This window comes from Pseudomonas sp. WC2401, assembly GCF_041200115.1.
Taxonomy (GTDB): Bacteria; Pseudomonadota; Gammaproteobacteria; order Pseudomonadales; family Pseudomonadaceae; genus Aquipseudomonas; species Aquipseudomonas fragi.
Window position 1 is genome coordinate 5,154,077 of the sequence record NZ_CP165623.1, and the last position, 25,244, is coordinate 5,179,320.

Sequence of the window (25,244 nt, forward strand, 5' to 3'; positions counted from 1 at the left end):
CGGTTATTTCCCAACGCTTTGCGCTCGCCCTCGCACTCACCCGCTCAAGCGCAGGTAGTTGAAGCTGCAAAACCTGACGACTCAATACGCCTGCCGCATCGCAATGTCCGACTTCACGACGGCTTCGCCGCCGAACGTAGCCTCGCGGAGCTCGGCAACTGCTACAGGTTTTTTGCACAAAAAAAAGGCCCTCCCCGAAACCGGGGAGGGCCTTTTGTTTAACGCCGGGGGTTAGCCCAGGTTAACGCCAAAGTTCGACGCCAATGGCGCCAGGCCACCGGCAAAGCCCTGGCCAATTGCCTTGAACTTCCACTCTTCGCCATTGCGATACAGCTCGCCGAACACCATCGCGGTTTCGGTCGAAGCGTCTTCGCTCAGGTCAAAGCGTGCCAGCTCTTTACCGTCAGCCTTGTTCAGAACGCGAATGTAAGCGTTGGATACCTGACCGAAGTTTTGCTTGCGGGCATCCGCTTCGTGAATGGTCACCGCAAAAGCCAGTTTCTTGGCTTCTTGCGACAGACCCGACAGGTTGACGTTCACTTGCTCGTCGTCACCGTCACCGGCGCCCGAACGGTTGTCGCCCTGGTGCACAACGTGGCCGTCCGGCGAAGTTTTGTTGTTGTAGAACACAAAGCTGCCGTCATTCAGCACTTTGCCGCTCTCGCCAACGATAAATACCGAGGCGTCCAGGTCGAACTCCTGGCCGTCAGTCACCCGTGGGTCCCAACCCAGGCCTACAACCACTTCGGTCAGGCCCGGTGCTTCTTTGGTCAGGGAGACGTTGCCGCCCTTACTCAGACTTACTGCCATGTTCGTGAACCCTTATATGAAAAGTTGATGGGGTACAGATCAGAATTTCAGACCGTAGCTTTCCGCCAATGGCTTGAGGCCGCCAGCAAAACCCTGGCCCACCGCGCGGAACTTCCACTCGGCGCCATTGCGATACAGCTCGGCAAAGATCATCGCGGTTTCAGTGCTGGCGTCTTCTGCCAGGTCATAACGCGCCACTTCGCTGTTGTTGTCCTGGTTCACAATACGGATGAAAGCATTGCGCACCTGACCGAAGTTTTGACGGCGAGCGTCAGCCTCGTGAATGGTCACGGTAAAGGCGATGCGGTCGATGTCGGCAGGTACCTTGGACAGGTCGACCTTGATCGCCTCGTCATCGCCGTCGCCTTCACCGGTACGGTTGTCGCCCGTGTGCTCAACCGAGCCGTCAACGCTTTTGAGCTGGTTGTAAAAAATGAAATCGGAGTCAGCGCGGACTTTTCCGTCAGCCTTGAGCAAGAAAGCGCTCGCATCCAGGTCGAAGTCTTGACCATCGGTAGAGCGAGCATCCCAGCCCAGACCCACGAGGACTTTAGTCATCCCGGGGGCTTCTTTGGACAGGGACAGGTTGCCGCCTTTGGAAAGGGAAAGTGCCATGTGTAGTTCTCCTTAGTAATGTGCGATCAAGCTTTCGTGTCGTTGTTAACGTCGGATTGCTCTTCTTCCTTACCGGGAAAGATGATGCTGGCCACGATACCGATAGCCAATACCACCAACACCACAATCAGACTGGTGTTTGGATCAATTTCATAACCATGGCCAAACAGGTGATCGGTTGCGTTCAGGGCCAGCTTGCCGGCAATAAAGAACAGCAGCGCGATAACCGCTTTTTCCAGGTGCACCAGGTAACGTTTCAGTGCTTCCAGAACAAAGTACATGGTCCGCAGGCCAAGAATGGCGAACATCATGGCCGAGTACACGATCAAGGGTTCACGGCTCACGGCAATCACGGCCGGTACGGAGTCGAAGGCAAACAGAATGTCTGAAACCTCAACTACCACCACACACAAAAACAGTGGGGTCGCAAAAAGAGCGCCCTTGCCTACAAGGGTCATTCCCTTGTTCTGCGGCTTCGTGATCTCTTTTTCAAGCTCTGTGCGTGAAACAAAGAAATTATGCCCGTGCAGCTTCGGCCAGACCGGGAACAGTTTTTTCGCAAAACGGTAGGCGATGTGCTTGGAGTAATCCTCCTCCTCATCCTCTTCCTTGCTGCGCAGCATCATCACTGCCGTCCAGGCCACGACCACGGCAAACAGCACTTCGACCCAAGGGCCAAACGCCAGCAGACCGGTACCGATCGCCACGAAAATCAGGCGGAACACGATGGCGCCGATGATGCCCCAGTACAGAACCCGGTGACGCAGCGCGTCCGGGATCTTGAACCAGGCAAAGATCGCCATGAACACGAACAGGTTGTCGACGCTGAGTACTTTTTCCAGCGCGTAACCGGTCACGAACAGGCTGGCCACGCTTGGGCCGTGGGCCACATACAGATAGCCCGCAAATATCAGCGAGATCACCACCCAGAACACCGACCAGACGGCGGCGTTGGTCAGCGAGACCGGTTTATCGCTTTTGTGGGTAAACAGGTCGATTGCCAGAGCAATGACCGCCAGAGCCACAAATACAGCGATGGTAGTTGGCGGAAAGCCAATTGCCGTGTTTTCCATGATGTCCTCAGAGATCAAAATCGCCAGGGTTCAGCCCCAGCTCATTACAGATGGTGCGGCAAGCAGCCCGCTCACTTTCATCAAAGTTGCCGTCGGCGCTACCGATTGCGCAGCAAACACGCACCAGCAGGCGGGCGGCATCTTCTTTTTTACGGAGCTGACCGATCGATTTCAGCGCTTCAGCGCGACCGATCTGCTGGTCAAACTCAAACTTTTCGCACACGGAGTTAAAGGCCTTGATCACGTCCTTGACGTCAAAGACCTTCAGCTCGTTCGAATTTTGAATAAACCCGACCATCTTCTGTTTTTCGTCGCTGCTGATGTTGCCATCGGCAGCGGCCACCAGTGCACACCCGGAAACCACGGCTTCCATGAATTCACGGTTCTTGAACTTGCTGACTTCCGTCGAGAGCTTGTCACGGGCGGCGGTAGCGTTGGTTTTGAGCCATTCGAGCATTGGAGTCACCTTGTCAGTAATTGCAGGTACGGCGCCTGTTTCATCAGGCGGCCACTTACACAGCGCTCATTTGGAACCGGCAGCCCAGCGCATGCCCCAACCGAACGCTTTATCCATGTCGGAGTGGCCCTTGAAGAACTCGACCCGACGGTTGACCTTCACGCTGCCACCGACGTTTTCAAGCAAGGCGATGGCGCACATGCCCTTGGTCCCGCCCTCTTCGCTCAGGCGCACTTCAATCGGCGGCTCGCCCGGGATATACAAGGTGATGACACCGTCGGTAGCTTGCCAGTTCGGGGCGCCTTCGTAGATAAACGCGTAGACCAGCACGCGACGCATCTTGCGCCACTCCTTGCCATTGATACGCAGCCACTCGCCGTCGCTCACGGAGCCGGTGCGGTCGTCGCCCATCAACTGGATAAACGGCTCATCACGGAAATCACCGAAGGCATTGCCCAGGGCCTGGACCGCGCCCTTGCGGCCGTTTTCCATTTCGTACAGGCAGCCCACGTCCAGGTCGATACCGCCCGACTTGCCGGTGGCCTTGTTACGCAGGGTTGCGAAAAAGCCGCCAGCACCACTGGCGCCGCTGTCATTCGGGTTAGTGCGATTCCAGTTCAGGTTGATCTTGATCTCGCCGAAATCACCGTCCTTTTTCTCAAGGCTGATGGACGGACGCTGCTTGTCGAGGGTGATTTTCGACAGGTTGATCTTCGATGCAGGTGCAGGTGCAGGTGCTGGTGCTGGCGGTGGCACAGGCGTCGGCGCGGCTGCAGGAGCAGGTGCCGCAGCGGGTGCCGCGATATCAACGCCAAAATGCTGAGCCAGAGGCGCCAGGCCACCAGCAAAGCCCTGGGCCACGCAACGGAACTTCCACGCACCCTGGCGGCGATAGAACTCGCCGAGGATCAACGCGGTTTCCTGCATGCCCTGGGTCGGAATCGGTGCTTCAATGCCGCCACTCACGGTGACCGTCAGTTGCGGGAAAGCATCGAAACGGGCCTTGTTCTCGTAGATGGTCGCGGTCAGGGCGACTTTTTCGATGGCCGGATCAATGGCGTCCAGGTTGACACTGAACACACTGCGACCTGCCGCCGATTCCACCAGCTTGACCGCGCCATTGTTGACGCTCTGCTGGCCGAAGAAGCACATGTCGTTGTCGCCACGGACCTTGCCCGAGTCATTGAGCAGGAACGCCGACACATCCAGGTCTGCCCCCGCTACCGGGGTGTAGCTGACGGTGACGCTCAGGCTGGAGCCGGCAACGCCCGTATTGGCGCCTGGAGTCAGGGTAGTCATGCGCGCACCGCCTGGGCCGCATCAGTGGCCAGGTCCTGGGCGGTACGGCCATTGGCCACGGTGCCGATGGCGGTCAGGTCCCAGCCCGCCGATGTGCGGCTGATGTAAGCCATAACCACGCCGGTGTGGCGGCCCTTGTCCGACAGATTGAAGCGCGCCAACTCCTTGCCGGTCAGCTCGTCAACGATACGGCAGTAGGCGTTTTCTACTGCTTCGAAGTTTTGCCCGGTAAACGAGTTGACGGTAAACACCAGGTGCTTGACCCCGGCCGGCAGCTGTTCCAGGTTGACCAGGATCGACTCGTCGTCGCCATCGCCCTCCCCCGTGCGGTTGTCGCCGGAGTGAACGATGGAGCCGTCGTTGGACTTGAGCTGGCGAAACCACACCAGGTCCAGCGGTTGTTTGGCACTGTCGAGCAGAATGCACGAAGCATCTAGGTCGATGGCAGCATCACTGCTCAGCAGCTTGGCGAAAAAACCGCTGGGCTTGACCGGGTCCCAGCCCAGGCCCATGCGGATTTTCTTGAGACCGGTCCCCGCTTCTTTCTCGAGAGAGATGGTTTGATTCTTGGACAGCGAAATGGCCATGAAGCGTCTCCTTGTCTGCACTGAAGCACGATAGGTAATAAGTGATTATTGACATGCTTTGCTTACGCCTTGCTTACAGCTCCTCGCGCAAGCACACGTCAAGTGGCCGCTTGCGCCGCCACAGTGCGTGAAATTCACGCCAATGCGGCTCTTGAGCGGCCCCGAGCATTTGTTCATCGCCCCGGGTGTCACCCCAGGCACGCAGCTCGTATTGGTCCAGAGGCCCGTATTGCGCCTCCAGCCGGATGACTTTTTGTTCACAACGACAGTTGATGCCGTCGATATCGCCGGTGAGCACGCCATCGACCGAGGCCAGCCGCGTACCGATCAGGCCGATACCGAGTTTTTTGGCAAAAGGCGCGAGCACCAGTTCGGGGGACGCCGAGCAAATCGTCACGCTGGCGCCCTGCTCAATCTGGTTGGCGACGGATGTTAAGCCCAAAGGCCGCATCAGGCGCTGCCAGGAAACGTCACAAAATGCTTCAGCACGTTCCTTTACCCAGGCCTCCCGGGTGCCGGTCAGGTACACCGCGATCAGTTTCTCTTTCAAATCATTGCGCGAAATCCTGCCCAGCAGGTAACACGCCGTGGCCGGGATCATCCGCAACAGGCGCATGGCAAACAGCCGGTTGCCAAAGGCAAAGCGCAAAAACGGCACAAAGCTGTCGTGATAGGTCAGCGTGCCATCAAAATCGAACGCAGCCAGTACCTGCTTATTGCCTTTGTCCGTTGTCTTCAAAACGTCGTTCAACCCACTAATTCAGCCAATCGCAGGCTGCCTCCAAAAGTGTCCGACGGGCTGGCAACTTCAGGGCGAACCCCTTGCCAGTGTGCCCGTTCAATAATTGTTTGCGCCCATTTGTAATGGGTCGCAGGCTCGCACATGGCGTCGTTGAACTTGAACACCGCAGGCGCCGCCTCATTCAATATGTGGCGTGCGCTGTTGAGATCTTCAAGACTGACTTGCAACGCCCTGTGGATAACTGCAATTTGCGACGGGTGGATCGCGGTTTTGCCCACCAGCCCGTGGGCCATATCCAGCGCCAGCTCTTGCTCCATCAAGTGCGGTGCATTGAGCTGCTCGAACACCGGCGCAGTCAGGGCAAAACCTGCCGAGCCCATGATCCCGCACAACATGGGGATCACATAGCTCATGGGCGTGCTGTACAAGGTCATCGCTTGAGGGCGACGCAAGCCCAGGCAGCCCATCAAGTCGTTACCGCCAATGCGCAAGGCAATAATACGCCCTGGCAGCAGCTCCAGCATGGCACTGCGCAGTTCAACCATGGCGTTGGGGATAAAAACGTCTGCGGTTTCCAGGGTGGGCATCAGCATCAAGTCTTCGCGGGTGACCGCCTGTTGCCACTCGCGGATATTGCCCAGGCTGAGCTTGGGCACGACAAAACCGTCGACGTGACGCATCAACGACCAGTCATTGAGCACAGCTGCCATCGCAGCATCCCGTGGCCGCACAAACAGGATCGGACCGCTGGAAGGGCGACCGCCACGCGCCTCGATGCCCAGCAGCAGGTTTTTCAGGTTGTTCAGCCCTTGCTGCACGTCGGTTTCGGCCACGGCGTCTTCCAGGCACACCACCAGCGAGCGCAAACCCTGGATCTTTTCACCCAGCACCACCTCCAGAATGTCGGGGCGAGTGGCCGGCATATACAGTGTGGCGCCCAAGGCATAGGCTGAGTGCTTGATCATCAGCGAACACTCCTGATTACGGTCACGGCGCGATACGGCCCCAGTTCATCACCCACTTCCTGGACCTCGATATGGGCCTGGCGCGTCAGGTGCAACAGCAGTTGCACGTCCTGATCGTCAAGGTTGCGCACCAATACATGGTCTGGCACCCGGCGCATCACGGCGCGGGTGGCCTCGGCGATCCCCGGCTTGACCCGGTTGGGGTTGGTCACCGCAAACCGCGTCGAGATACGTTCGACCGCGGCTACCGCCGAGTGTTGCAAGGCTGCGGCCTGCTCGGCTGTCCAGGGTTGTGCAGCGGCCAGCGGGGCAAGCTGTGCCCGCTCGGTTTCGATGCTGTGGATAAAACTCATGGTCACGTCGTGTTCCGCCAAATGGTCATACACAACGCATCCATGCAGGCCCGGGTCTTGTGGCCAGATGGAACGCGAAACCAGCCCGGAAACAGTCGCCCCCAGGATGCCCGACGGGATCAGCCAGTCTTCTGCCGAGGCGGCCAGCCAGGCCCGGCCACATGGGTCGGCCAGGACCACCAGGCGCGGATCTGGCGGGAAACGCGAATCCCCAGCCAGGCTGTCGCGGATCTGGCCGCTGATCGCGCCCTTGCCGGTCCAGCCATCGACAAACACGATATTTTCCGCACCGTGGGCCTTGATGATAGCTTCGAGTGCGACATTGTCGATTCCACGGTCACGAATAATGCTGATGCCGTAGTGCGCAGCCTCGCGCCCCAGATCGAGCAATGCCCGGCGCAGCAACACGCCCAAGGGCAAGCCGGCGCGCACAAACGACACCAGCGCAATCGAAGGGCCGTTGTAGCGCTCATTCAAGGCCTGGGCCAGCGCTTGCACATCACCCGCCATACGGGCACCGTTCTGGGCCAGGGCCAGTTGATAGAGGCTTTTATGGGTGTCGGACGGCGCATGCTCCTGGCTGATCATTTCGGAGTAATGGCGCTGTTGGGTCTGGATCAGGCGTTCTTTTTCCTGCACGTCGGTGACTTCAATCTGCATGGCACGCAGTAAAAAGTGCACGTCATCGGCGGCATAGCTGCCACTGCCGACGGTCTGCAGCCCGGCGAAGGCATTATTCATGATCGACGCTCGCCAGCACATGCGCGGCCAACTGACCGCGTTTGGGCGTGCCCCACCAGTCGCACTCGGCCATAAAGCCCAGGTCCGACACGCTGTCGCCAAAGCCCAGCAGCGGGCGTTTGCCGTTGATCGCCCGGTCGCGGCGGATCCACTCTCGTACCGCTTCACGCTTTTGCAAGGTGATGGGCAGGAAAGCCAGATTATTGCCATTGCCATGCACATACAGGCCGTCGAGCAAGCCCCGCGCCTTGACTTCGGCCAGCACGGTGAGCAGCGCCTGGTCGGTTTCGTTGTTGTGCTTGGTGACCACGTAATTGGCCAGGCCCTGCTCTTCAACCACCCAGCCACGCAACGAGAAGCCCAGTTCGGCGCCAATGGCCAGGGTTTGCTCGCTCAACTGATGCAGGCGGGTTTGCTCCAGCGCCAGCTCTTCGCACATGCGGGCATGCCAGACCGGGTCCAGCGAGCCGTCCGGGTTGAGAATCACCCCGCCGTGAGCACAGACCGCGCCATGCACGAATGGCAACTGCACGCGCTGATAGGCTTCGATGCTGCGTGCGGTCACGGGGACCACGTCACTGGTAGCCAGCAGCCACTCCACAAAGCTCTTTTGCGTCGCGCTCATAAAGCCGTTGGGTTGGCCGTCCAAGTCCAGGGTGGCGGTAAAACGTGGCTCCTCGCCCATTTTCCGGGCGGTTTGAAACAGGGTGTCGTCCAGATCAACGAACACCAGGGGGCGATTACTGTTCATCAACGATTACCTGCGCATTCAATGCGCTGACCAGCGCCGGGTCGACGGCAGCCGCCGGGGTTTCGCTGCAGATCAGCACCCGGTCAAACTGGCCGGGGGCGACGTTATATAAAAAGTTGGGGATGCCCAGGCCGTAGTTGTCCGAGAACGACAACGCATGATCGATGGCATGGCCCAGGGCAATCGGCGAACGGCTGGTAGAGCTGAAGTGCACATCGGCACCGGCCCGTTCAAGGCGCTCGGCCAGCAAAAACGGACGCCAGACGAATTCGCTGGTACCGATTACCAGAACCCGCTCACCGGCAGCGACCTGCAGGCCCGGCGCCAGCGTGTCGAGGTGTTCGCGAACGCCCATGCGGCCCCAGTCGCGGCTCGCGTCCAGCGCCCAGTCGCCTTGGGCAACACTGCCCACTTCGGGCATATCCGGCAGCTCTGCGGTTAGATCTTCGGCGAACCTGTAGCGACCGTCGAGTAACGCCACGCTGCTGACGTGATCGCCCATGGCGGTACGCACGGCGTCCCCGGACCAGTCGGTCAGGGTGGCAGTGACGATGCGCTCGATCGAATCGAGCCCCGCCTCGGCCAGCGCCCGGGACAGGTTGATAAAGGTATTGCCGGTGGATGCCTCATCGTCCACCAGCACCAGCGAACGGGCGTTGAGCATCATGTCGCGGGTTGCCGCGTCTTGCGGCAGGTGCAGCAAATGCGAGCTGGCGTGGCTGTGCTCTTCTTCAAAGCGGGCAAACAAGGCGCTGCCCGTAGGGTGACGGCTGCTGCACAGGTACACGCAGTCATTGCGGGTCTGGCTCAAGGCACGGTGTACCCCGGCGCCCAGGCCCACGGCGGTTTCGGCCATGCCGATCACCAGTACCGGGCCGGGCAGGTCAGCAGGAATCTTGCCGGCAAGGGCATTGGAGCTTTGTGCCATTAATGAGGGCCGAGCCGGAATATGCCGGCCCAGTACACGCGAAACAAACAGAAAGGCCCGTTTGGGATTGCGACGCTCGGCAAAATCGAAAAGTGCCTGCGCAGCAAAGGTCGATGCATTGACCTCTACCTCCAGACGACCGCGCTTGAGGTTTGCATGCAAAACCTTGGGACCGGTCATGGGGTTAGTGCTATTCATCAACTTTTACTACCTGAAATACATAAAAAAGTGGGGGACAATCGGCGAGTCGATCACTTTAAACAAGCGATAAATAGTTACCGAAAACGTCAAATCACCCCAGGAGCGAATCGCCGCGAACCGGCACAACCACGGTGATCGCCTTGACCTGTACATCTTCGCGCCAGACGCTCGGAGGCACTGGCAGGCCGAGGCGGCGAGCGGCAAAAATCCCCGGCAGGTTGACCCCGGCTTCCCGGGTGTAGCCGATGCCGCCGGAGTAACGCAGGTTGATTTCCAACAGGTGCGGCTTACCCCCGGCATCATCACGGGTTTGTACATTGACGATGCCGTCGCACTTGAAGTGCCGCGCGGCCTTGATCGCCAGCTCGACGGCGCCGCCTTCGCGCTCGAACGTCTGCATCAGGCCCTGCTTGCGCCGCCCGACCCAGGCCACGGCCTCGCCCGCCTCGCAGACCATGTCCACCGAGCATTCGCTGCCGGGCATATAAGGCATGACCAGCAACGGCTTGGGCGCGTCCGACTGACCGTAGGCCTGGGCAAATACGTCGGCATTGACCTCATGGGCGTCGGCATTGGCAAAACTGCGGAACGGGTCGACGTTATCGGCCAGCCGCCAGAAGCCCTGGCCGTAAATGCCGCGTGTGGGTTTGACACAGACCTGGCCGTCACGGGCCAGTTGCGCGTAAGCCGCCTGCAGTTCGGCACGGTTGCTCACGGTTATCGCCGGGATGCACGCCAGCCCGGCCGCCAGCGCTTCGCGAGTGAACGCCGACTTGTCGTCGACCCGTTCAAAGGTGTCCAGGTCCAGCGCGCCAGTCACCAGTTGCAGCCCGGCCGCTTCGAACTCGGCGCGGTGCGCTTCATAGACCTGGCCCACACGCCCGGCCAGCACCACCTTGATCTGTTGCGCACGAGCCTGCTCGATCACCCAGCCGATGCGCTCCTGGTTGTCTTGCGGTTCGCGCCAGGCGATATCCGCCAACCCGGTAATTTCGGGACGGCTTTGTCGGTGTGAAGCGAAAATCCGTACCGTCTCCGGCAGCGCCGCCCGGGCACCTGCAATCACGTCGCGTTGGCTCGATTGCCCTTCAAGAAACCAGATCATGAACATCCTTTGAGACGGGTAAACGCGGGAGTCTAGCGGATGGCCGCTACCAACGCCCTTAGTCATTAGAGGGAGGCCGTGTAACCAAATATGAAATTAATTAACTAAATAGTTCATAATGTGCGGCATCGTGTCGCGCCCTGTCGCCGACACTTCATGTAAAGGAGCTCCCGTAGATGTTTTTCTCTTCCCGCGCCCTGCTGAACACCAGCCTGTGCGGCGGCTTGTCATTGCTGGCCCTGACGCCTGCCTGCGTACTGGCCGACACCACCGACAACCTGATGAACCGTTCGACCCTGACCGGCGACTGGGGCGGCGAACGCCAGAAGCTGGCCGATAAAGGCATCAAGCTGACCGGTGATTACAACTCCGAAACCTTCTCCAACCTGCATGGCGGCATCAAGCACGGCACCCGCTATTCGCAGCAAGTGCGCATCGGTGCCCAGTTCGACCTGAGTAAAATACTCGGTAGCGCCGATGCTGGCCTGGTGCAAGTCACCGTCAATGACCGTCGCGGCCACAGCGCCTCCGAAGACCTCGTAGGCAACCGCCTGCCGATCCAGGAAAACGCTGGCGGCAACTACACCCGCCTGTCTGAGTTCAGCTACCAGCGCACGCTGTTTTCCGAAGACCTGACCACCAAGCTGGGCTTTATGCCGATGGGCAACGACTTTGGCGGCATGCCGTTGTTGACCAGCTTCGTCAACGCCGGTTTTTGCGCGCACCCGCTGACCCAATCCAATGGCAGTGGCTGGACCAACTACCCCACCGGCCACTGGGGTGCAGAATTGCGTTACACCGTCAGCCCGGCCCTGACCTTGCAAACGGCGCTGTTCCAGGTCAACCCCGAGTACAACAGCCGCTCCTCCGAAGCGTTCAGCATGACCACCAAAGGCACCACGGGGGCGATCATGCCGCTGGAGGCGATCTTCACCAACAACGCCTGGCTTAATGGCCAATATAAAGTGGGCTGGTACTACGACACCTCCAACACCCGCAAGATTGGCAGCACGCAAAAAGCCAACAACCGCACCGGTGCCTATGTGTTGGTCGACCAGGCCATCTGGCGTGACGAGCAAGACCCCGAAAGCGTATTGCGCGCCTTTGGCCAGGCGTCCAGCAGCAATGCCGCCACCTCGCCGATGCGCCACTGGTACTCGGTGGGTCTGGTCAAGCAAAAGCCGTTTGCCAGCCGTCCCAAGGACAGCATCGCCTTTGCCTATGGCCGCGCGGTGTTCAACTCGCGTTCGCGTGATGTCCAGGAAGCGGCAGCCAGCAGTCCCGAGCAGGCGGACATGATCGCCAGCCTGGACAGCGGCGAGCAGTTGCTGGAACTCAACTATGGTGCGCAAGTCACGCCGTGGCTGCTGCTGCGTCCGGACCTGCAGTACATCATCGAGCCTGGGGCTTTCTACGGCGCCAAGCGCAGCAATGCGCTGGTGGCGGGTTTGCAGGTAAAAGCGACTTTCTAAGGGCTTGGGCTTCCTGTGGGAGCGGGCTTGCTCGCGATGCTATCGCCGCGTTCTGACTGCAAAACCGCGGTGATAGCATCGCGAGCAAGCCCGCTCTCACATGGATGTGTGTTTGGCCTGCCAGCTTTCACAATTTATTAAGGATTGCCCTCCTATACTCCAGCGCAGTATTCATTCGATTGCTGCCTGGTAGCCCAATGCGCCTGACTCGTCCTGCTCTGCTGTTATTACTGCTCACTTGCGTGCTGCTGTTTTTCGCGCTGGGCAATCACCAACTGCAAGGCTCGACCGAGTCCCGGGTGGCGGGCATCGCCATGCAGATGCATGTCAGCGACGACTGGATCACTCCCAATCTGCTCAATCAACCCTTTCTGGAAAAACCTCCCCTGAGCCTGTGGCTGGACGCCGGTGCCATTCGCGTGTTCGGCGCCGAGCTGTTCGCCGTACGCCTGGCGTCTGCGTTTGCCGGGTTGTTTTGCGTGATGTTGCTCTACGCCATGCTGCGCAAACTCGGGCGCCCCACGGCGCTGGCCTGGACAGCCGCGGCGATGCTGGCAACCATGGGCATTTTTTGGGGCAACGCCCGTCAGGTGGGCGAAGACTCCCTGCTGACCTTGGGCGTGACGATGACCCTGTTGGCGTTCTACCACGCCAATCGCCAGCCCGGCCTGGCCCGGGGCAGCTGGCTGCTGTTCGCCTTCGGCATCGCCATTGCCACCCTGAGCAAAGGCGTACTGGGCCTGGCATTGCCGGGCGTGGTGATCTTTGTCTTTCTGCTGAGCGAAAGCCTGATCGATAAACGCTTCGTACTGCGCAACTGGCTGCGCCCCGCACTGTTGACGCTGGTGGGGCTGATCCCGCTGATGATCTGGCTGTGCCTGTTGTATCAGCGCGGCGGCATGCAGGCGGTCAGCGAATTGCTGCTGACCAACAGCGTGGGGCGGTTTAGCGGTTCCTTTGTCGAGGCCGGGCATTACGAGCCCTTTTACTACTACCTGCGAAAACTGCCCGAAGCCTTTCTGCCGTGGAACCTGCTGACTTACCTGGGCCTGTGGCACTTTCGCAAACAGCTGCGCGCCAACCCCTTCCTGCTGTTTTTCAGTGTATGGCTGGTGGCGCAATTTGTGCTGCTCAACCTCGCCTCCAGCAAGCGTGCGGTGTACATGATGTCGATGGCGCCCGCCGCGGCGGTGATTGCGGCCGAGTACGCGCGGGTGGTGCTGGACTGGCTGTACAAAAAAAGCGCAGGTTCGCCAGTGGCCAAATTCCTCAGCGACAACCATCGCCCCCTTGCCATCGCACTGCTGACCATTTTGGTGGGCGCCTACCTGCTGGCGGCCCATCGGGCCCCGCTGGCCGACAAGGAAGAGTCCTTCCAACCCCTGGCCGCCCGGGTCATGAGCCTGCAGGCCAGCGGTAAACAGGTGGCACTGCTGCGGCCAGATGAACGACTGGGCGCCGTGGTGTTCTACAGCCAGCAGTTGCAACACACCCTTGATTCAACGGCCCAGTTGCAGACGTTTCTCAGCGCATCGCCCGAGCATGTCGCCCTTGTGGAAAAACCCGAGATACCGGGCATGGCCTTGCAGGTGCTGGAAGAAATCAGCGTTGGCCGCCACCACTTCTATTTTGTCAGCCAGGCCACGCCGCCCCCGCAAACTTGATCCCGGGCAACACAATCGCAGATGCCGTGGCCGATCACGCTGCATTGGCTACGCTCCTTGGACGATTCACAGCCAAGGAGCCTGCCATGACCATCAGCATTTCCAGCAAGACCCTGAGCGACTACGACGCAAATCTGGCCTACAACACGGCCAGCGCTTTCCTGCGCAAATCCGATCTGGCCAATTACCTGATCGATCAGCTTGAGCAACAGCGCGTAAAGCTCAACATCGAAGTCAGCACCGACCCGGCGCTGGCCAATCAGGATGTATCGAACAACGGTGCGATCGTCTGGAACCTGCACAGCAATCTGACGCCAGGTGCCAACCTGGCTGACGTGACCGCCCTGCTCAATCGCATTCCGGCCCAGCAAAAGCCTTACATCACCAGCTTGTGGACGCTGATGCATCTGCTCGCCCTTGCCTGCCAGCAATTGAACAACCAGCTCAACTTTCGCGATGCGGATGCGACCTGGCCGTGGCTCGACGAAAAAGTGCTCAGCGCCAACGACATTGAAAACGTGGTGGCCCGCGAACTCAGCGACCTGCCCTTGCCCGACGAGCAAAACTGGAACCGCCTGCTGAACCGCACCTGACATGAAAAAGCCCGGCTCAGGGCCGCAGTGTTGTTCACTTAGGCGATTTCTGTCTCTGTGGGAGCGGGCTTGCTCGCGATGGTCGTAAACGATGACGCGTATTTACTGAGTAAATGCGGTGCTCTGAAGACCATCGCGAGCAAGCCCGCTCCCACACTTGAGCTGCGTTGCTCTAAAGTGAACAGCATTGCGGCTCAGGGCCGGGCTTCATGTCTTGCGCCAAAGGACCTCAGAACTGCGAGGCTTCAAACCCGTGACGACTGCTGGTGCTCACCACCGGAACGATGCTCTTCCAGTCCTTGGGCTCGATATAGCCCAGCATCTGCGGATCGCTGTTCGCGCCATTGGTTTTGATAAACAACGAAGCGCCATAGCCAAACGTGGTGCTGGTGGACAGGTGCATGTCCATCAACAGTTGGTCCATGCATTCGCTATGGCTCACCAGGATCAGGTTGTGGCCCGGCACTTTATGCTTGAGGGCATCACGCAACATGCTGCCCCGGCAGTTGAACAGCCAGTCCTGGGCCTCTACCGGGTGGGCAAACATGGCATCGGCGGTTTGCCGGGCGCGGGTCAGCAGGCTGCTGTAGATATCGGCGTTCGTGAGCCCCAGTTGGTCGAAGTCGGCCCCCAGCGCCTGAACCGTCGCCTCGCCGCGTACCGTCACACCGTCCGCCGGCCCCAGGCACTGTGCCGAAGAACGGTCGCAACGCTCGCCGTGGCGTACCACTGCAATCACATCGCCCTTGGCCCAGCTGTCGGTGAGCAGCAATACGCGATCGGCATGGCTGGGCTGCGCCAGATCAGGTGCGGCGGCAGGTGCCAGCAGCGCCAGCACCAGCGCTGTGGCCAGCACGCTGGCCACAATTACCACCAGTGCATTTCTGTAACGGACCAGGCCACGGCGCAACAGCGCACGGTTAATTCCGGTCAGACCAAGACTCAACGTCACGATGCTTATGCCCCCTGCGGCAGTCAGTGAAAACACTGGCACCACCCTATAGCGCGAATATGACAACGGGTCGCTTCGCGACCCGGTTGCAGCAAACAGACTTGCATAAAGCAGGTCTCAATTAGCTGAACATATCCTAGAAAAAGGGAGGTCAGAGGCAGGTGAAACGGATGTGAAAAAAAGCGTAAAAGCCGAATTCCCAGCCGCCATCCGAATGGCTGGGCAGTTATGTGAACTGGTGCTAAACAAAACGTTTCAGCTCTGGCGGATGCAGCCGATACCCCTCCAACACAACACTCGGCTGGGTCAAAAAAAATAATTCCCTCCAGCGAACTTAGATCATGCGTGCAGCGTTCCTGGAGAACTCTATGAATAGATGGCTGAGCAATATCAGCGTCAACCTGAAACTGTCCCTGGGCTTTGGCCTGGTACTGGCCCTTACCTGCGTAATGGCCGTCTGCAACTGGATCAGTCTGGACAAGATGATTGATCGCAGTAACTGGATGAGCGACATCACCCGTTTAAACACCGCGTTTACCAACCTGCGGGTTACGCGTTTGCAATACATGCTGACCGATGGCGACGAAACTGCCGCACAGAACGTACAAGCCAGCATTGATGCGTTTTCTGCGCAGCAAAGTCAGCTGATTGCCACCTTCCAGAGCCCGGAAAACCTCAAGCTGCTCAAGGAGCAGCAAGAGATTATCGGCCGCTACGAACGCGCGCTGGTGACTATGCGCAAGGCGTATGTCGAGTCCGCCGTATCGCGGGCCAACATGGACCGCAATGCCGCCCTGGCCCAGGACGCCATCACCACCTTGCTCAACCGCGCCCTGCAACTGCCCGCAGGTGATGAAAACCGCTTTGCCATGTTCCAGACCGTGTCTGAAGTCCGTGAGCAGTTCCTGCTCTCGCGCTACCAGGTGCGTGCCTACATTGCCGCACCCAACCCCGCCACGGAAAAAGCCGCCCGCCAGCAACTGGATGCCGCCATTGCCAGCCTTGATCGCCTGGGCTCGCACTTTGCCGCCAATGCCGGCGACACCTTGCGCACCCTGACCAAAACCATGGATCAGTACCAGGAAGCTCTGGAGCTATACACCAGCACCGACAACACCATCATTGCCATGCGCAAGGACATGACCGAATACGGCACCAGCATCCTTGGCCGCAGCGATGAGCTGTACAAGATTCAACTGGAACGCCGCGACATCGAAAGCGCCACGGCCAACAGCATGCAACTGATCACCACCCTGCTGGTGTTGCTGTTTGGCATCACCGCAGCCGTGATCATCACCCGCCAGATCACCGTGCCCCTGCGTGAAACCCTGGCCGTGGTTGATCGCATCGCCAGTGGCGACCTGACCCAGAACCTGCGCGTTACCCGTCGCGACGAACTGGGCGTGCTGCAACAAGGCATTGCCCGCATGGGCACGACCCTGCGCGAATTGATCAGCGGTATCCGTGATGGCGTCAGCCAGATCGCCAGTGCCGCCGAAGAGCTGTCCGCGGTGACCGAGCAAACCAGCGCCGGGGTCAACAGCCAGAAGATCGAGACCGATCAGGTGGCCACCGCCATGCATGAAATGACCGCCACCGTGCAGGAAGTTGCGCGCAATGCCGAGCAAGCCTCGCAAGCCGCAGCGGCCGCAGACAACGAAGCCCGCGAAGGCGACACCGTGGTCAACCAGGCTATTGACCAGATCGAGCGCCTGGCTGTGGAAGTGGGCCGTTCGACCGAAGCCATGGCCGTGCTGCAGCAGGAAAGCGACAAGATCGGCAGTGTGATGGACGTGATCAAGGCCGTGGCCGAGCAGACCAACCTGCTGGCCCTCAACGCTGCGATCGAAGCGGCGCGTGCCGGTGACGCCGGGCGCGGCTTTGCCGTGGTGGCCGATGAAGTACGCGGCCTGGCCCAGCGCACGCAAAAATCCACCGAAGAAATCCAGACCCTGGTGGCCGCCCTGCAAAGCGGTACCCAGCATGTGGCCAGCGTGATGCACAACAGCCGCACCCTGACCGACAGCAGCGTAACCCTGACCCGCCACGCAGGCACGTCCTTGCAGGGCATCACCCGCACGGTGTCGAACATTCAGTCGATGAACCAGCAAATCGCCGCTGCCGCCGAACAACAGAGCGCAGTGGCCGAAGAGATCAGCCGCAGCATCGTCAACGTGCGCGACGTTTCCGAACAGACCGCAGCGGCAAGCGACGAGACGGCCAAGTCCAGTGTTGAACTGGCGCGCCTGGGCAACCAGTTGCAAGAGATGGTGAGTCACTTCAAAGTTTAATTATCAAGGGTTCAACTCATGTTCAACGGTTGAACCCCACTTTAAAAAACTTGGTCAGATATCAGAGCACAAGAATGATGGAAGCTTGAGCCGCAACAAGTTCAACACAGCTACACGCTTGCAAAAAAAATCCCACACACAAATGTAAAAACCACTCTCCCTACATATCAAATACTGTATTTAAACTCACCGGGTCTAAACATCAACAGGACCCACTACTATGTTATTTGAAAAAAAAATCGCAACCAAGGCTGGTCTTGCCGCCGCACTTTTATTGGCGGCGTCTGCATCGTTCGCGGAAACCAGCAGAGACTACACACTCAGTTGCTCGGCAGGTGGATTCACGGGTACCGCTTACGTAACAGCGGTCAGAAATGGCAACTTACTGAGCGTCTTCGCAACCGATTATAAAATCAACAGCCCAAGCAGTTCTGCATCGCGAAGCGAAGCTAACCTGAACATGCGCATTTGGGGTTCGTCTACAAACCAGAATACTGATTGGGATAAAACCAACAAAAACCTGCAACAGGATGGCGTCAAACGCAAGATACGTATTGCACAGAGCATTACCGAGCCTCGTTTGGGTTCAGTTGAATTCGAGTTCGTTTTTGACCGTAAAGGCTCCGACCCACGGTGCTTTACTAAAGAAATGATCCCCGCGTTTTAATCATCTACAGTCGTCAGCGGGTCACATACTTGCTATGTACCCGCTTATATTCCTGATCCAATAACTAAAAGTGTTACTTAATTTGCCACAGCCTATCCCCATTACTCGTGATGTACGCGAGCACGCTTGAGCAACTTTTTACTGCGCTCGGACAGGTGCAACACCCGCAGATGTTTGCCCGCTTTGCGATAGCGCTCGCGCAGCGTATCGAGAGCCGCAATGGCCGAATAATCAACAAAGTTCAAATGCCGACAATCGAGTGTCACCTGCGCCGGGTCATTGGCCGGGTCGAACTGCTTGAGAAACGCCGTAGTCGAGGCAAAAAACAGCGTGCCGTGCACACGGTAAAGCTTGCTGCCGTCGCTTTGCAGGTCCGTATCAGCGTATATCTGACGCCCCTGCTGCCAGGCGAAGTTGAGCGCAGCGATAATCACTCCACACATCACTGCCACTGCCAGGTCGGTAAACACGGTAATCACCGTTACCGCGACAATCACCAGCACATCGTTGAGCGGCACTTTGTTGAGGACTCGCAACGAGGCCCAGGCGAAGGTCTGCTGTGACACCACAAACATCACCCCCACCAGCGCCGCCAGTGGAATCCGCTCGATAAACGGCGACAGGAACAACACAAACAGCAGGATCATCACCCCGGCAGTCACCCCGGACAACCGCCCGCGCCCGCCGGAACTGAGGTTGACCACGGTCTGGCCGATCATCGCGCAACCGCCCATGCCGCCGAATGCCCCCGAGACCATATTGGCTGCGCCCAGAGCCACGCACTCGCGGTCGGGGTAGCCACGGCTTTCGGTAATTTCGTCGGTCAGGTTGAGGGTCAGCAGGGTTTCCAGCAAACCGACCACTGCCATCACCACGGCATAGGGCGCGATGATGCCCAGGGTCTCAAGCGTCCAGGGAATCTGCGGCAGGTTGAAGCTCGGCAAACCACCCGCGATATGCGCCATATCGCCCAGGGTACGGGTCGGCAGGCCCAGCAGGTACACCGCCAATCCAACGCCCAGAATGGCCACCAGCGCAGGCGGCGCGGCACGGGTCAGGCGCGGCAGCAGGTAGACAATGGCCATCGTTGCGGCCACCAGCCCGATCATCATGTACAGCGCCATGCCGCTGAGCCAGGTGTCGCCGTCCTTGAAGTGATCCAGTTGCGCCAGGGCAATCACGATTGCCAGGCCGTTGACGAACCCCAGCATCACCGGGTGCGGCACCATGCGCACCAGCTTGCCCAGTTTGAGCAGGCCGAACGCCAGCATGATCAGCCCGCTTAGCAGCACCGTGGCCAGCAGGTACTGCACACCGTGTTGCACCACCAGCGCGACGATCACCACCGCCATCGACCCGGCGGCACCGGACACCATGCCCGGCCGCCCGCCAAACAGCGCGGTAAGCGTGCAAATAATAAAGGCGCCATACAGGCCCATCAGCGGGTTGAGATGGGCAACCAGCGCGAACGCGATGCACTCGGGCAACAGGGCAAAAGACGTCGTGAGCCCGGCCAGGACATCAGCGCGCAGACGTGAGAGTTTCATGGCTTACCTAAAATTCGGGACGGGGAAAACGGAGGGAGTAACAAGCAACAGATGGTAACAAATTGCAGACGTTATAAAACACTTGTGGGAGCGGGCTTGCTCGCGATGGCATCGTCTCGGTTTGCCTGACAAACCGCATAGCCTGAATCGCGAGCAAGCCCGCTCCCACAAAGAATCGGGTTTACTACTTCACCACCATCCCCACACCACGGCTACGCGGGTCGGAGGCGGTTTCAAGCGCTGTACCCTTGACCTGGATGGCCTGGATATCCCCCATGTTCCAGCCCTGATCCTCCAGGGTGTAGCCCATCGCTTTGAGCTCATCCGCCACCTTGCCGGTCAGCGGCGCGTAGGCGTCGAAATAGATTGTGTCTTTAGGCAACAACTGGTGATGCACACGCTGCGCGGCTACGGCTTTTTCCAGTGGCAGGTTGTAGTCATAGATGTTGTTCAGCACCTGGAAAATCGAGGTGAAAATCCGCGAACCACCCGGCGTGCCCAGTACCAGCGTGACCTGACCGTCACGGGTCACCAGGCTTGGGCTCATGGACGACAACATGCGTTTGCCTGGTTCAATGGCGTTGGCATTGCCGCCTACCACACCAAAGGCGTTGGCTACGCCAGGCTTGGAGCTGAAGTCATCCATTTCATCGTTCAGCAAAAAGCCCGCGCCCTTAACCACAACACCGCTGCCGTAATCCCAGTTCAGGGTATAGGTATTGCTGACCGCATTACCCTGTTTGTCGACAATGGAGAAGTGCGTGGTCTGATGTGGTTCCAGGCCCGGTTTGACATTGGCAGTCGCGGAAATCGCTTTCGGATTGACCTCTTTTGCACGCTTGGCGATATAGGCCGGGTCGGTCAGTTCAGCCACGGGCATCTTGCCGAAAGCCGGGTCGCCCAGGTAGTCGGCGCGATCGGCGAAAACGCGTTTTTCGATTTCGGCCAACAGGTGGATGTACGGCGCAGAGTTCAGTTCGACGCCTTTGAAGTCCGCGGCGCGGTCTTCTTTAATGCCGATCAACTGTGCCAGAGCGATACCGCCCGAGCTTGGCAGCGGCGCGGTGTACAACGTGTTGCCACGGAAATCGACGCGCATTGGCTCACGCCAGTTGACCTTGTAGTCGTTAAGGTCTTGCTTGGTGATCAGGCCTTTGTCTGCCTGCATTTGCGCGACCAGCAGATCGGCGGTCTTGCCGTGGTAAAACTCCTTGGCCCCTTGGTCGGCAATGCGCTCCAGGGTCTCGGCCAGCTCTGGCTGCTTGAAGGTTTGTCCGGGTTTCATGCTGCCAAAGTAGTCACCGAAATTGGTAGTGCCCTTGAACAGCGCCAGCGCATCTTCGCGGTATTGGAATTGCTGGTCGGCCACCGTGAAGCCGTTTTTCGCGTAGCCCACGGCCGGGGTCAGCAGCTCGGCCCACGGCAACTTGCCAAAGCGCTGGTGCGCTTCCCACAGGCCCATCACCGTGCCCGGCACGCCTGCAGCGCGGGAGCCGACCAGGCTCAGGTTCTCGATGATTTCACCCTTGTCGTCCAGATACATATCGCGGCTGGCGGCTTTGGGGGCCGTTTCGCGATAGTCGAGGAAGTAGGGTTTGCCGTCGATATACATCGTCATAAACCCGCCACCGCCGATATTGCCGGCTTCGGGATAGGTCACGGCCAGGGTAAAGGCGGTGGCGACTGCGGCGTCTACCGCGTTGCCGCCTTTTTTCAGAATTTGCGCAGCCACTTCGGCGCCATATTGATCGGGTGCGGCCACCGCGCCGCCGTCCAGGGTGACGGCATACGCCGAAGAGCCGGCAACGATAGCCGCCGTCAGGGCCAGGGTTTTGAACCACACAATGCGCATTCGATACATCCTTTTATTGTTATCAACTGTGGCCAAACCTTGTCTGAATTCGGCAACATTTTCAAACAACAAAAGCGAAAGTGCGCAATGACGCACAAGCTTGAGGACAGCACGGTTCTGCGCCGAAACGGGACTCGTAGCAGCTGCCGTAGGAACGAGGCTGCGTCCGGCTGCGCAGCAGTCGCAATTCCGGCAAACGCGGTATGCCTGAAACACCGGGTTGCAGGGTTCTACGACTGCTTCGCAGCCGGACGCAGCCTCGTTCCTACGGCAGCTGCTACAGAGGGCGTTATGTGTGCGCTTCGGTGAGCAGTGCATCCACCAGACCACGGGCCATTTCGACACCGTGAATCACGCACCACAACTGCTCCGCTTCATAGCCGCTGAGGTGGGAATGGATATCGTCGGCGGTCAGTTCCGCGCCCTTGAGCAACAGCGAGGCATGTTTGAGCGCCTCCTGCATTGGCACCCCGGGGTTGATGCTGAATAACGACGTGCCCTGATGGGCGGTGGTGAACAGCGGAGGATCGGGAACAATTTTTTTCATGGGAGGATTCCAAAAAAGTCTGAAAAAACTGCCACTTCCCGCTGTCAATCGGTAAGGGTGGCAGCTGCATGCGGGTTGACAGACCGAGGATCCACCCTAACTCGGCGCACTAGAACGTGCCCCGCACACAGCCGCCATAACATTGAGCAACATGAAAAGCGCTGGAGATGGGTTTGGGCGGTCTGTCAAAACCGGTCACTGAAATCAGCGACCCAGCGAGACTATCCACCCGTGTGCAGCGCCACAAGACAGCCAGGATTCTCTAGGAATCGTCCCTCAATAGAAAGCGACGCAGCAGGTGCAGACGTTGCTTTATATGTAGGAACTTCACGCAAACCCTGTGGGTTAGCGCTAGTCGCAGATGGCATACCCCGCCAGCTTGGCCTGGATAAAGTCCAGAAAGCACTGGATGCGCAGCGCCAGCTGCGAGTTGCGGTAATACACGGCGTGGATCGGCTGGCGATAGCCGCTGTTGAACTCACCCAGCACCACGCGCAGGCGCCCGGCGGCGATGTCTTCGTGGGTCATGAAATGCGACAGGCAAGCGATGCCCTGCCCTTGCAACGCCAGATGCCGCACGGTTTCACCGCTGGAGGCACTGATGGCCGGCTGGATGGGCCAGCGGTCGCCCTGGGCATACCGCAGCGGCCACTGGTTGAGGCCATCGTTCTGGGTAAAGCCGATCAGAGTATGGTGGGCCAAATCTGCAACATTTGTGGGCATGCCGTGGGCGGCGATGTAGTCCGGACTGGCAAGGATATTCAGCGGGCTGCACCCCAGGGAGCGGGCATGCAGGGTGGAGTCGGCCAGGGTGCCGATGCGGATGGCAATGTCGGTACTTTGCTCCAGCAAGTCGATAATCAGGTCGTTGCTGTTGAGTTCGAGCTGAATCTCGGGGTACAGCGCGCGAAATTCAGGGATATACGGCACGATGGCATGCAGCACGAATGGCGCCGCGGCGTTGATCCGCAGGCGCCCGGAGGGGGTGCGCTGATGGGAGATGAGGCGCTCTTCCAGCTCGTCCATCTGCTCAAGGATCTGCTTGGCGCGCTCGAAGAAGAACTTGCCCTCTTCGGTCAGGTCCATGCGCCGGGTGGTGCGATTGATCAGCGTGGTTTCAAGCTTGGCTTCGAGCCGTGACAGCGTGCGGCTCACGGCCGAAGGAGTTTGCCCGGCCTGTTCGGCGGCGGCGGAAATCGAGCCGCACTCGATGACCGAAACAAAAATTTGCAGCTCATCGGATCTGGCTTTCACGCGGTCGACCTTATCTACGTGTGGGAGCGGGCTTGCTCGCGATGGTATCACCGCGAGTCGTCAGGACAACCGCGTTGACTGCATCGCCAGCAAGCCCGCTCCCACCCCGGCGGCGCTTATGCCTTGAGGCCGAACACCTCGGCTAGGTGCTGCTCGTAACGGGCGGCGTCAACTTCAGGTTGCGGGCGCTTCATCACGTCAACACACAGGAAGGTCGGCAAGCCGGTCATGCCCAAAAATTCATTGGCCTTGTGGAACGGGAAGTACACCGCGTCCACGCCCTTGCCTTCAAAGAAGTCGGCCGGGTCATCGAACGCCTGCTGCGGGGCGTTCCAGGTCAGCGACAGCATGTACTGCTTGCCCTGAATCAGGCCACCGCTGCCGTAGCGCTGCGAAGCGTCGGAACGGGTGCGGCCGTCACTGGCGTAGAGCTTGCCGTGACCCTCGGTGAATACTTCATCCATGTACTTTTTAACAATCCACGGCGCGCCCATCCACCAGCCCGGCATTTGGTAGATGATCACGTCAGCCCAGAGGAATTTTTCCACTTCCTCGGCGATATCGTAGCCTTCGTCGATATGGGTCACTTTGACTTCAAAACCCTGACGATCAAAAAACGCCAACGCAGTGTCGTGCATGGTCAGGTTGTAGCGACCATCGGAGTGGGCGAATTTTTTCGCACCGTTAAGCAAAAGTATTTTTTTCATCATCAGCCTCCAGGGGTTAAACCCTCAGCGCTGTTGAGCGACATGGGGGGTTAAAAAACATGTCGGCAGAATATCGATGCCCTCGCATGAGAAAAACCCGTAGTGGGTCAAATCACCTTTGCCGCTCCAGCACGAATCCATAATCAATTGTTGATTAACAAGTGAGTGCCCAGCAGTGCCATGCCGATAAAAAACACCCGTTTAAACAGCAGGGCACTGATGCGCTGACGCAACCATTGCCCCAGCCACATGCCGAGCATGGCGGGCACCAGCGCCAGCAATGAGGCATTGAGCTCACCGCCGCCCAGGTTGCCGCGCCAGTAAAGCCCGGCGGCAAGGGCCAATGTGGAGACGCTGAAGGACAATCCCAAGGCCTGCACCAACTGGTTTTTGCTCAGGCCCAACGCTTGCAGATAGGGCACCGCGGGGATCACGAACACGCCGGTGGCCGAGGTAATGACCCCGGTGATTACGCCGCACACCGGGCCCAGCCAGGGTTCGCGCTGCGTAGCGACGCGCAGGGTGGGCAGGAACAACCCGCTGAGGGCATAAAGCAACAGGGCCGCGCCCAGCGCTCGTACCACCCAGCTACCGCCGTCGATACTGAGCCAGAGCATGCCCAGGGCGGTGCCGATAAAAATCCCCAGCTGCATGGGCCACAGGCGTTTTACCAAGGCCCGCAACTCCCCCCCTGCGGCCAGTTGCCAGACATTGGTGACAATGGAAGGGATAATCAGCAGTGCCGCAGCCTGTGCCGGAGCAATAGCCAGGCCGAGCATGCCCATTGCGACGGTCGGCAAGCCAAGGCCAATGACGCCCTTGACCGTACCGGCCAGCAAAAAGGTCATCATCACCAGCAGTGACAAGGCCCAACCCATATTTTGATAGAACTCGACAAGTGTTTTCATGGGCCTATGCTGGGGCATGCCCATGCGCCTGGAAATGCGCAATGCACAGAGCCAGCCTCTTGTCCGGCAATAGGCAGAACACACACTCCTTGTGGGAGCGGGCTTGCTCGCGATTCAGGCTACGCGGTTTGTCAGGCAAACCGAGGCGATACCATCGCGAGCA

Annotated in this window: 24 protein-coding genes and 1 pseudogene; 6 read left to right on the plus strand and 19 right to left on the minus strand. The window is 59.1% G+C overall.

Features of this window, described 5'->3' with window-relative positions:
• Positions 1 to 231 precede the first annotated feature (231 nt).
• The 12 genes from AB3G35_RS23710 to AB3G35_RS23765 form a co-directional block, all read right to left on the minus strand.
• Positions 232 to 810, minus strand: a complete 579-nt coding sequence (locus AB3G35_RS23710) for a TerD family protein (protein WP_315250324.1) — start codon at positions 808 to 810, stop codon at positions 232 to 234.
• A 39-nt stretch (positions 811 to 849) separates the two neighbouring features.
• Positions 850 to 1,425 carry a TerD family protein gene (locus AB3G35_RS23715; RefSeq protein ID WP_016783512.1) on the minus strand — a complete coding sequence of 192 codons (576 nt, stop codon included), beginning with the start codon at positions 1,423 to 1,425 and terminating at the stop codon, positions 850 to 852.
• Between the two features lie 26 nt (positions 1,426 to 1,451).
• Positions 1,452 to 2,498, minus strand: coding sequence for a TerC/Alx family metal homeostasis membrane protein (locus AB3G35_RS23720; RefSeq protein ID WP_369782190.1), 1,047 nt, complete (start codon positions 2,496 to 2,498; stop codon positions 1,452 to 1,454).
• A gap of 7 nt (positions 2,499 to 2,505) precedes the next feature.
• Positions 2,506 to 2,955 (minus strand): tellurite resistance TerB family protein, encoded by a 450-nt coding sequence (locus AB3G35_RS23725; RefSeq protein ID WP_016783514.1) that lies wholly within the window; start codon positions 2,953 to 2,955, stop codon positions 2,506 to 2,508.
• Positions 2,956 to 3,021: 66 nt separating this feature from the next.
• Entirely contained in the window at positions 3,022 to 4,254 is a 1,233-nt protein-coding gene (locus AB3G35_RS23730) for a TerD family protein (protein ID WP_340079829.1), read from the minus strand.
• Positions 4,251 to 4,841, minus strand: a complete 591-nt coding sequence (locus tag AB3G35_RS23735; protein WP_086798882.1) for a TerD family protein — start codon at positions 4,839 to 4,841, stop codon at positions 4,251 to 4,253. Before AB3G35_RS23735 ends, AB3G35_RS23730 begins: the two co-directional genes overlap by 4 nt.
• Positions 4,842 to 4,914: 73 nt before the next feature.
• The gene (locus AB3G35_RS23740) at positions 4,915 to 5,592 is read right to left on the minus strand and encodes an HAD-IB family hydrolase (protein ID WP_016783517.1); all 678 of its coding nucleotides are present in this window, start codon (positions 5,590 to 5,592) and stop codon (positions 4,915 to 4,917) included.
• Entirely contained in the window at positions 5,589 to 6,548 is a 960-nt protein-coding gene (locus AB3G35_RS23745) for an HpcH/HpaI aldolase/citrate lyase family protein (protein ID WP_016783518.1), read from the minus strand. The genes AB3G35_RS23740 and AB3G35_RS23745 overlap by 4 nt, the downstream gene beginning before the upstream one ends.
• Complete coding sequence (locus tag AB3G35_RS23750; protein WP_083369643.1) at positions 6,548 to 7,642, minus strand: cysteine protease StiP family protein; 1,095 nt, start codon at positions 7,640 to 7,642, stop codon at positions 6,548 to 6,550. Before AB3G35_RS23750 ends, AB3G35_RS23745 begins: the two co-directional genes overlap by 1 nt.
• On the minus strand, positions 7,635 to 8,393 hold the full coding sequence (locus AB3G35_RS23755; RefSeq protein WP_169911277.1) for a trehalose phosphatase: 759 nt from the start codon (positions 8,391 to 8,393) through the stop codon (positions 7,635 to 7,637). The genes AB3G35_RS23750 and AB3G35_RS23755 overlap by 8 nt, the downstream gene beginning before the upstream one ends.
• The gene (locus AB3G35_RS23760; RefSeq protein WP_369782191.1) at positions 8,383 to 9,519 is read right to left on the minus strand and encodes a phosphoribosyltransferase domain-containing protein; all 1,137 of its coding nucleotides are present in this window, start codon (positions 9,517 to 9,519) and stop codon (positions 8,383 to 8,385) included. The genes AB3G35_RS23755 and AB3G35_RS23760 overlap by 11 nt, the downstream gene beginning before the upstream one ends.
• A 94-nt stretch (positions 9,520 to 9,613) precedes the next feature.
• A complete protein-coding gene (locus tag AB3G35_RS23765) occupies positions 9,614 to 10,627 on the minus strand; it encodes an ATP-grasp domain-containing protein (protein ID WP_169911281.1) in 1,014 nt (337 codons plus the stop codon).
• A 176-nt stretch (positions 10,628 to 10,803) separates the two neighbouring features.
• Between AB3G35_RS23765 and AB3G35_RS23770 the strand changes: the two genes are divergently transcribed.
• From AB3G35_RS23770 to AB3G35_RS23780, 3 genes are all read left to right on the plus strand, one after another.
• Complete coding sequence (locus AB3G35_RS23770) at positions 10,804 to 12,099, plus strand: carbohydrate porin (protein WP_134051216.1); 1,296 nt, start codon at positions 10,804 to 10,806, stop codon at positions 12,097 to 12,099.
• A 197-nt stretch (positions 12,100 to 12,296) separates the two neighbouring features.
• Positions 12,297 to 13,763: an ArnT family glycosyltransferase gene (locus AB3G35_RS23775; protein ID WP_369782192.1), complete on the plus strand. Its 1,467-nt coding sequence runs from the start codon at positions 12,297 to 12,299 to the stop codon at positions 13,761 to 13,763.
• 86 nt (positions 13,764 to 13,849) lie between these two features.
• Positions 13,850 to 14,356, plus strand: a complete 507-nt coding sequence (locus AB3G35_RS23780) for a hypothetical protein (RefSeq protein WP_016783525.1) — start codon at positions 13,850 to 13,852, stop codon at positions 14,354 to 14,356.
• Between the two features lie 229 nt (positions 14,357 to 14,585).
• Here the strand turns inward: AB3G35_RS23780 and AB3G35_RS23785 are convergent, their stop codons facing one another.
• Positions 14,586 to 15,308: a histidine phosphatase family protein gene (locus AB3G35_RS23785; RefSeq protein WP_169870091.1), complete on the minus strand. Its 723-nt coding sequence runs from the start codon at positions 15,306 to 15,308 to the stop codon at positions 14,586 to 14,588.
• A gap of 503 nt (positions 15,309 to 15,811) precedes the next feature.
• On the opposite strand from AB3G35_RS23785, the pseudogene AB3G35_RS23790 reads away from it, so the two are divergent.
• The 3 genes and pseudogenes from AB3G35_RS23790 to AB3G35_RS23800 all read left to right on the plus strand — a co-directional run.
• A pseudogene (locus AB3G35_RS23790) lies at positions 15,812 to 16,744 on the plus strand (methyl-accepting chemotaxis protein); the annotation flags it as partial.
• A gap of 141 nt (positions 16,745 to 16,885) precedes the next feature.
• Positions 16,886 to 17,599, plus strand: coding sequence for a methyl-accepting chemotaxis protein (locus tag AB3G35_RS23795; protein ID WP_369782769.1), 714 nt, complete (start codon positions 16,886 to 16,888; stop codon positions 17,597 to 17,599).
• A 220-nt stretch (positions 17,600 to 17,819) separates the two neighbouring features.
• Positions 17,820 to 18,266 (plus strand): hypothetical protein, encoded by a 447-nt coding sequence (locus tag AB3G35_RS23800; RefSeq protein ID WP_106116518.1) that lies wholly within the window; start codon positions 17,820 to 17,822, stop codon positions 18,264 to 18,266.
• A 101-nt stretch (positions 18,267 to 18,367) separates the two neighbouring features.
• Here AB3G35_RS23800 and AB3G35_RS23805 read toward each other — a convergent pair whose 3' ends face one another.
• The 6 genes from AB3G35_RS23805 to AB3G35_RS23830 form a co-directional block, all read right to left on the minus strand.
• Entirely contained in the window at positions 18,368 to 19,813 is a 1,446-nt protein-coding gene (locus tag AB3G35_RS23805; protein WP_134051220.1) for a SulP family inorganic anion transporter, read from the minus strand.
• Positions 19,814 to 19,997: 184 nt separating this feature from the next.
• On the minus strand, positions 19,998 to 21,665 hold the full coding sequence (ggt, locus tag AB3G35_RS23810) for a gamma-glutamyltransferase (protein WP_369782193.1): 1,668 nt from the start codon (positions 21,663 to 21,665) through the stop codon (positions 19,998 to 20,000).
• A gap of 289 nt (positions 21,666 to 21,954) precedes the next feature.
• Positions 21,955 to 22,212, minus strand: coding sequence for a DUF3077 domain-containing protein (locus AB3G35_RS23815; protein ID WP_095029736.1), 258 nt, complete (start codon positions 22,210 to 22,212; stop codon positions 21,955 to 21,957).
• Positions 22,213 to 22,563: 351 nt separating this feature from the next.
• Complete coding sequence (locus AB3G35_RS23820; RefSeq protein ID WP_134051222.1) at positions 22,564 to 23,466, minus strand: LysR family transcriptional regulator; 903 nt, start codon at positions 23,464 to 23,466, stop codon at positions 22,564 to 22,566.
• A gap of 116 nt (positions 23,467 to 23,582) precedes the next feature.
• Positions 23,583 to 24,173 carry an NAD(P)H-dependent oxidoreductase gene (locus AB3G35_RS23825; protein ID WP_016783532.1) on the minus strand — a complete coding sequence of 197 codons (591 nt, stop codon included), beginning with the start codon at positions 24,171 to 24,173 and terminating at the stop codon, positions 23,583 to 23,585.
• Positions 24,174 to 24,316: 143 nt separating this feature from the next.
• Positions 24,317 to 25,081, minus strand: coding sequence for a sulfite exporter TauE/SafE family protein (locus AB3G35_RS23830; RefSeq protein ID WP_369782194.1), 765 nt, complete (start codon positions 25,079 to 25,081; stop codon positions 24,317 to 24,319).
• Between the last annotated feature and the right edge of the window lie 163 nt (positions 25,082 to 25,244).